The 7,162-nt window shown below is 72.5% G+C and carries 7 protein-coding genes; 2 read left to right on the top strand and 5 right to left on the bottom strand.

The window, feature by feature from the left end:
• Positions 1–123: 123 nt before the first annotated feature.
• A complete protein-coding gene (locus tag EOE48_RS20190) occupies positions 124–885 on the bottom strand; it encodes a Crp/Fnr family transcriptional regulator (RefSeq protein ID WP_127732497.1) in 762 nt (253 codons plus the stop codon).
• Positions 886–1,112: 227 nt separating this feature from the next.
• Here EOE48_RS20190 and EOE48_RS20185 point away from each other — a divergent pair, with 227 nt between their 5' ends.
• Positions 1,113–1,865: an SDR family oxidoreductase gene (locus tag EOE48_RS20185; RefSeq protein ID WP_127732495.1), complete on the top strand. Its 753-nt coding sequence runs from the start codon at positions 1,113–1,115 to the stop codon at positions 1,863–1,865.
• 139 nt (positions 1,866–2,004) lie between these two features.
• Positions 2,005–3,657 carry a peptide chain release factor 3 gene (locus EOE48_RS20180; RefSeq protein ID WP_127732493.1) on the top strand — a complete coding sequence of 551 codons (1,653 nt, stop codon included), beginning with the start codon at positions 2,005–2,007 and terminating at the stop codon, positions 3,655–3,657.
• Between the two features lie 177 nt (positions 3,658–3,834).
• Here EOE48_RS20180 and EOE48_RS20175 read toward each other — a convergent pair whose 3' ends face one another.
• The 4 genes from EOE48_RS20175 to EOE48_RS20160 all read right to left on the bottom strand — a co-directional run bounded on the left by EOE48_RS20175 (position 3,835) and on the right by EOE48_RS20160 (position 7,030).
• Positions 3,835–4,317, bottom strand: coding sequence for a hypothetical protein (locus EOE48_RS20175; RefSeq protein ID WP_127732491.1), 483 nt, complete (start codon positions 4,315–4,317; stop codon positions 3,835–3,837).
• A 433-nt stretch (positions 4,318–4,750) separates the two neighbouring features.
• A complete protein-coding gene (locus tag EOE48_RS20170; protein ID WP_127732489.1) occupies positions 4,751–5,035 on the bottom strand; it encodes a hypothetical protein in 285 nt (94 codons plus the stop codon).
• A complete protein-coding gene (locus EOE48_RS20165) occupies positions 5,032–5,790 on the bottom strand; it encodes an RlmE family RNA methyltransferase (protein ID WP_127732487.1) in 759 nt (252 codons plus the stop codon). Before EOE48_RS20165 ends, EOE48_RS20170 begins: the two co-directional genes overlap by 4 nt.
• Positions 5,791–5,860: 70 nt before the next feature.
• On the bottom strand, positions 5,861–7,030 hold the full coding sequence (locus EOE48_RS20160; RefSeq protein WP_127732485.1) for a Ppx/GppA phosphatase family protein: 1,170 nt from the start codon (positions 7,028–7,030) through the stop codon (positions 5,861–5,863).
• Positions 7,031–7,162 lie beyond the last annotated feature (132 nt).

The raw sequence follows: 7,162 nt of genomic DNA, 5'->3' as shown, positions 1-7,162 counted from the left end.
ATCGTCGCCCTCGCCTACAACTGCCGGCGCCTCCACCGCTTGTGCCACGCCTGAGACCTCACGGCCCGCGCCACCCCCGCAAACGACACGCCCGTCAGATCAAAATACCAATCCGACAGGCTGCTAGTCCGTTCCGTCGCCGGCCTGGTCGTTGGCGTCGAGGTGGCGGCCGACGCGGTCGAGGTGGAGGTAGTTCGGGTTGAACAGCGAGGCGGCCTGGAGCGCCGCGAGGCTCGGGATGGTGAGCTGGCGCCCCTTGAGCACGATCAGGCCGGAGCCGCGCAGCTCCTGGAGCGTGCGGTTGATGTGGACGTTCGACAGGCCCATCGCGTCGCCGAGATCGGCCTGGGTCACCGGCAGGACGCAACTGTGGCCTTCGGTGAGCCCGACCCCGCGCAGGCGGATGAAGATCTCGCACAGGAGGTGGCCGAGGCGCTCGGCCGCCGTGCGCTGGCCGAGATTGACCGTCCATTCGCGCTGGATCGCCGCCGCGACCAGGGTGTCCCACCACAGCGCCTGGGTGATGCGCGGGTGCTCGGCGGTCACCCGGGCCAGGGTCTCGCGCGAGATCTCGGCGTAGGTCACCGGCGTGAGCGCCCCGATCGAGTGGTCCATCTCGCGCAGGACGTAGATGTGGGTGTCGCACAGGTCGCCGGGCAGGAAGAACGAGATGATCTGCCGGCGGCCATCCTCGAGCTGCTTGTAGCGGCAGGCCCAGCCGTCGAGGATCAGATTCACGAAAGCCGGGTCGTCGCCCTCGCGGATGATGTCCTCGCGCGGGCCGATCCGCCGGCGCTTCTCGCCCGCGGCGGTTTCGAGGGCCTGCTTGTCCGAGACCGACAGGCGCGTGAACTGTTCGAGCTTGCTGATGAGATGCCGTGGCATTGTCCCCCTCGCGGCGTCTGGGGCGACGGTAGGTGTGCCTCTTCGGCCCGCAACTTACATGAGTTAGGGAGCCGTCGCAGATCCACACCCTGACACAACCTGTGTTTGCTCCCGATCGGTTCCGCGGGCGCCGGGCCCCGGTTGGAAGCGCCGCCGCCCCTGGTGTAAGGGCTCCGGACAACAGCAGGCGCGCGGGCCACCGGCCCGGCGACCGGGAGGAGACGACCATGACCGGCAAGGTGGCCCTGGTGACGGGGGCGGGATCCGGCGTCGGCCGGGCGGTGTCGCTGGCGCTGGCCGGCGCGGGCTACGACGTGGTGCTGTCGGGCCGGCGGCCCGAGCCGCTCGACGGCGTGCGCGGCGAGATCGAGGCGCTCGGCCGGCGGGCGCTGGCGGTGCCGACCGACATCGGCGACGAGGCGTCGGTGGCGGCCCTGTTCGACCGGATCGCCGAGACCTTCGGCCGGCTCGACGTGCTGTTCAACAATGCCGGCATCGGCGCGCCCCCGGTGCCGCTCGAGGAGCTGCCGGTCGCGACCTGGAAGGCGGTGGTCGACACCAACCTCACCGGCGCCTTCCTGTGCACGCAAGGCGCGTTCCGGCTGATGAAGGCGCAGTCGCCCCGCGGCGGACGGATCATCAACAACGGCTCGATCTCGGCCCACGTGCCGCGGCCGCGCTCGGCCCCGTACACGGCGACCAAGCACGCGATCACCGGCCTCACCCGCTCGACGTCCCTCGACGGGCGCGACTACGACATCGCCTGCGGGCAGGTCGACATCGGCAACGCCGCCACCGAGATGACCGCCCGGATGCAGACCGGCGTGCTCCAGCCCGACGGCTCGACCCGGGCCGAGCCGGTGATGGACGCCAGGCACGTCGCCGACGCGGTGGTCTACATGGCGAGCCTGCCGCTCGACGCCAACGTGCAGTTCATCACCGTGATGGCGACCAAGATGCCGTTCATCGGCCGCGGCTGATCGCGGCCGGGACGCGGGCGCGGCACCGCGTCCCGGCGGGAGTGTCGCGGGCGGGCGGGATGGTCTAGAAGGGCGCCAGATCCCCCATCCCGCCACGCCGCCGCCCCGGAGCCGGGCGGCGAGAGAGCCGTTTCCCGCCATGCTGATGCACACCGAAGCCAAGGTTGCCGAAGCCAAGGTTGCCGAGGCCAAGCCCGCGGCGAGCCGCCCGGACGATCCCGTCGCCCGGCGCCGGACCTTCGCGATCATCTCCCACCCCGACGCCGGCAAGACCACGCTGACCGAGAAGCTGCTGCTGTTCGGCGGCGCGATCCAGCTCGCCGGCGAGGTCAAGGCCAAGCGCAACCGGGTCTCGACCCGCTCGGACTGGATGGGCATCGAGAAGGAGCGCGGCATCTCGGTCGTCACCTCGGTGATGACCTTCGAGTACGGCGACTGCGTCTTCAACCTGCTCGATACGCCGGGCCACGAGGACTTCTCCGAGGACACCTACCGGACGCTGACCGCGGTCGATTCGGCCGTGATGGTGATCGACGCCGCCAAGGGCATCGAGGCGCGCACCCGCAAGCTGTTCGAGGTCTGCCGCCTGCGCGACATCCCGATCGTCACCTTCGTCAACAAGCTCGACCGCGAGTCGCGCGACCCGTTCGACCTCCTCGACGAGATCGAGAAGACGCTCGCCCTCGACGTCTCGCCGGTGACCTGGCCGATCGGGCGCGGGCGCAGCTTCGCCGGCACCTACGACCTCGCCCGCAGGCGGGTGCGCCGCCTCGACGCGGCCGACGACGCCGGCACCGAGGCGGTGTCGGGGCTCGACGACCCGCTGTTCGACCGGCTGCTGCCGGAGGCGGGCGATGCGGCGGCGTGGCGCGAGGAGGCGGAGCTGGCGGAGGCCGGCTGCAAGCCGTTCGACCTCGCGGCGTTCCGCGAGGGCCACCTGACGCCGGTGTTCTTCGGCTCGGCCCTGCGCAATTTCGGCGTGCGCGACCTCATCGACGGCCTCGCCGGGGTGGCGCCGCCGCCCCGCGGCCAGGACGCCGACAAGCGCGCGGTCTCGCCGACCGAGCCGAAGATGACCGGGTTCGTGTTCAAGATCCAGGCGAACATGGACCCCAACCACCGCGACCGCATCGCCTTCATGCGGGTCTGCTCGGGCAAGCTCAGCCGGGGCATGAAGGCGCGGCTGGTGCGCACCGGCAAGCCGATCTCGCTGTCGGCGCCGCAATTCTTCTTCGCCCAGGACCGCGCCATCGCCGACGAGGCCTATGCCGGCGACGTGGTCGGCATCCCCAACCACGGCACGCTGCGCATCGGCGACACCCTGACCGAGGGCGAGGACCTGATCTTCCGCGGCGTGCCGAGCTTCGCGCCGGAGCTGCTGCGCCGGATCAAGCTCACCGACGCGATGAAGGCCAAGAAACTGCGCGAGGCGCTCCAGCAGATGGGCGAGGAGGGCGTGGTCCAGGTCTTCGTGCCCCACGACGGCGCCCAGGCGATCGTCGGCGTGGTCGGCGCGCTCCAGCTCGACGTGCTCAAGGAGCGGCTCCAGGCCGAGTACGGCCTGCCGATCGACTACGAGCCGACCCGGTTCACGATCTGCCGCTGGATCAGCGCCGACAAGGAGGCCGAGCTCGACAAGTTCGTCGGCGCCCACGGCTCGGCGATGGCGAGCGACCTCGACGGCGCCCCGGTCTTCATGGCGACGACCGCGTTCTCGCTCAAGTACGAGCAGGACCGCTGGACCGAGATCCGCTTCACTGACGTGAAGGATTACCAGAAGCGGGCGGCCTGACCGCCCTGGTTTTTCGGCTTGGCCTCAAGCGCCGGCGTTCGCGTCCGCTCACTTGGCTTGCGCTCCGCTCTGCGTTCGGAAGGACGTTCGTCCTTCCGAACCCGCTGCGCGGGGCGCTCTTCGCGCCCGGCACACGGCGCGATCGCTCTTCGAGCGATCGCCCTGACGGCTCGGACCTCACGGCTTGACCCCGGCCCCGGTCCGGCTGGTGAAGGTCGCCTCGAACCGGCCGCGCTGGGTGTCGGCGGCGCAGGCGACGGTCGAGGTGCCCGGGGCGGCGGCGGGGAACCGGCAGGAGCCGACCGCGACCAGGGTCTCGCGCAGCACGTCGCCGCTCGGCGACCGGCTCGCCAGGACGACGACGCTGACCGGCTGGAGGGCGTCGACCCCGAACTCCTCCTGCTTCTCCTGCGGCGCGCCGGTGCCGCTGAAGCTCACCCCGGTGCCGTCGCCGGCGGTGAAGTCGAACGAGGTCCGCCGCCCCTGCACGGTGTTGACGAGTTCGTTGCGACAGCCGGCGGTCTCGCGCCCGCCGAGGACGAGCCGCTCGCAGGTGCCATCGAGCACGACGCGGTTCGGCGATTGCGCCCGGGCCGGGCCGGCGAGGACGAGCGGGGTCAGGGCGAGGACGAGGGCGGGAGCGAGGGATCGGGCCAGCATGCCGGCGATGTAGGCGGCCGCCGCCGGCCGTCGAGGGCGCCGCCGGCCGGACTTTGGCACGAGGCCGCGGCGCGCCGGGCAGCGCCGCAGGGCAATCGGGTGAAACCCGATTGTCGGTCTCGCGGGCGCGAAGAGCGCCCCGCGCAGCGGGTCCGGGAGGACGAACGTCCTCTCGGACGCAGAGCGGAGCGAAAGCCAAAGTCACGGATGTGACTGCCGGCGTTTGAGGTCAAGCAGGAAACCCAGGGCAATCGGGTGAACCCGATTGCCCTGGGCGACGCCGGATTCGGGCTGGACACCCGGTCGATCCGGAGTAACATCGCGATGCTTCAGAGAAGATACTCTGATACCCCCCGCCGAGCCCCCGCCGGCGGGGTTTTTTTGATGATCGGACCGTTGGCGGGCCAGCGCGGGGAGAGCCGGCGGCGCCGGTTCAGGTCGGTGCGGGCGCGCGCCCGGCAAACTCCCTCAGGGTCGCGGCGACGCGCTCGCGCAGGCCGGCTTCGGAGACCGGGGCGTCGATGACGAGGCTGGCCACCACCCCCGGATATTGCCGGCGCCGGCGCGGGGTGCGGCGGTGGCTCGCGACGCGGATCTGACCGCCGCCCGGCCCGGCGAGGTAGAGGCTGCCGGCCCGCGCGCCGCGGGCGACCTCGACGAAGCCCGCCGCCGCCAGCAGCGCCCCGGCGCGCGCGATCGCCTCGGCCGGGGCCATCATGGCGTCCAGCCGGCCTCCGGCGGCGCCTCGTCCTCCGGGTCACCGCCCTCCGCCGCGCCGCGATAGCCGGTGGCGAGGACGTAGAGCTCGCTCGAATCGGCCCGGCTCGCCGCCGGCTTGACGTGGCGCACGGCGGCGAAGTCGCGCTTGAGATCGGCCAGCAGGCCGGATTCGGTGCCGCCCTGGAGCACCTTGGCGAGGTAGACGCCGCCCGGGGCGAGGATCTCGCGGGCGAAGGCGGCGGCGGTCTCGGCGAGCCCCATGATCCGCAGGTGGTCGGTCTTCTTGTGGCCGGTGGCGTTGGCGGCCATGTCGGACATCACCACGTCGGCCGGTCCGCCGAGCATCCCGGTGAGAAGGCCGGGGGCGGAGGGATCGAGGAAGTCGAGGGTGACGAAGTCGACGCCGGGCATCGGCTCGATCTCCAGGAGGTCGATGCCGACCACCCGGCCGCGCCGGCCGGCCTCGGCGCCGGGCTGGCTGCCGACCCGGGCGGCGGCGACCTGCGACCAGCCGCCGGGAGCCGCGCCGAGGTCGACGACCCGCTGGCCCGGCTTGAGCAGGTGGAAGCGCTCGTCGATCTCGAGGAGCTTGTAGGCGGCGCGGGAGCGGTAGCCCTCGCGCTTGGCCTTCGCGACGTAGGGGTCGTTGAGCTGGCGCTCCAGCCAGCGCTTGGACGAGACCGTGCGCCCGCGGGCGGTCTTCACCCGCTGCTTCAGGTCGCCCCGCTGGCCGCCGCCGCGCCGATCGCTCATGTCCCCGTCCCGTCCCACGCCGTCAGGGCCAGCACATGAGGCCGCGGAGGCCGCAGGGCAAGCGCCGGATTCAGGACGAGCGCCCGCCCCGGCGCCAGACGCCGTCCTCGCGCATCATGTTCATGAGCAGGCCCTCCCGCAGGCCGCGGTCGGCGATGCGCAGGCGGTCGGACGGGAAGGCCCGGCGGATCGCCTCCAGGATCGCGCAGCCGGCGAGCACGAGGTCGGCGCGGTCGCGGCCGATGCACGGGTTCTGCGCCCGCTCGGCGAGCCGCGTGTCGAGGAGGTGGTCGATCGCCGCCGAGACCTCGTCGTCGCTCATCCACAGCCCGTCGATGCGGCGGCGGTCGTAGCGCGGCAGGCGCAGGTGCATTGCGGCCAGCGTCGTCACGGTGCCGGAGGTGCCGAGCAGGTGGAACGAGGGCGCGTGGGCGGCGGCCCCGGCGATGAGGGCGAACTTGGTCAGCCGGGTCGCCACGTCCTCGACCATCGCCTCGAACACCGCGCGGTCGACGTTGGCGCCGCCGTAGCGCTCGGCGAGGGTCACGACCCCGACCGGCAGCGAATCCCAGGCGCGGATGCGGCGGGTCGGGTCGGCGCTGCGGGCGAGCGCCGCGCTGCCGTCGAGCCAGACGATCTCGGTCGAGCCGCCGCCGATGTCGAAGATCACCACCGACTCGGCGTGGCGGTCGGCGAGGGAGGCGCAGCCGGTGACCGCGAGATAGGCCTCGGTGCGCCGGTCCACGACTTCGAGGTCGAGGCCGACCTCGCGGTGGACCCGCGCGACGAAGGCCGGGCCGTTGACGGCGAGGCGGCAGGCTTCGGTGGCGATGATCTTGGCCCGGGCGACGCCGCGGGCCTGCATCTTGCCGCGGCACACCGCCAGGGCGTCGATGGTCCGCTCGATCGCCTCGTCGCTGAGGCGGTCGGCCCGGCCGAGCCCCTCGCCGAGGCGCACGATGCGCGAGAACGCGTCGATGACGCGGAAGCCGTAGGGCGACGGCTCGGCGATGAGGAGCCGGCAGTTGTTGGTGCCGAGGTCGAGGGCGGCGTAGGACCGCCGCCATCCGGTCGTGCCGGACCTGTGGTCCGGTGCCGGCCGAGAGTCCGCTGCCGGCCGGGCGGCCTGGGGGCTGGCGCGGCGCGGGGCGGCGTCCTCCGGGGGAGGAGCGGTCTGACGCGCTGATTCCGCCCGTTCCGCGGCGCGCGCCGGACCGGGGGCGGCGATCTCGTTCCTCATCGGCAGCGCCGACATCCTCGACCGATCCCCGTGGCAGGGCACGGGCAAACCCTTGATGGGAGTGAGCTTACGTGGGTCGGAGCGGAACGCAAAGCCGTGATCGCGCCGCACGCGGAAGAACCCACCGCGGAG

This window comes from Methylobacterium oryzihabitans, assembly GCF_004004555.2.
Lineage (GTDB): Bacteria > Pseudomonadota > Alphaproteobacteria > Rhizobiales > Beijerinckiaceae > Methylobacterium > Methylobacterium oryzihabitans.
Note: the sequence above shows the minus strand (reverse complement) of the source record. Positions and strands in the feature narration are given on the sequence as shown.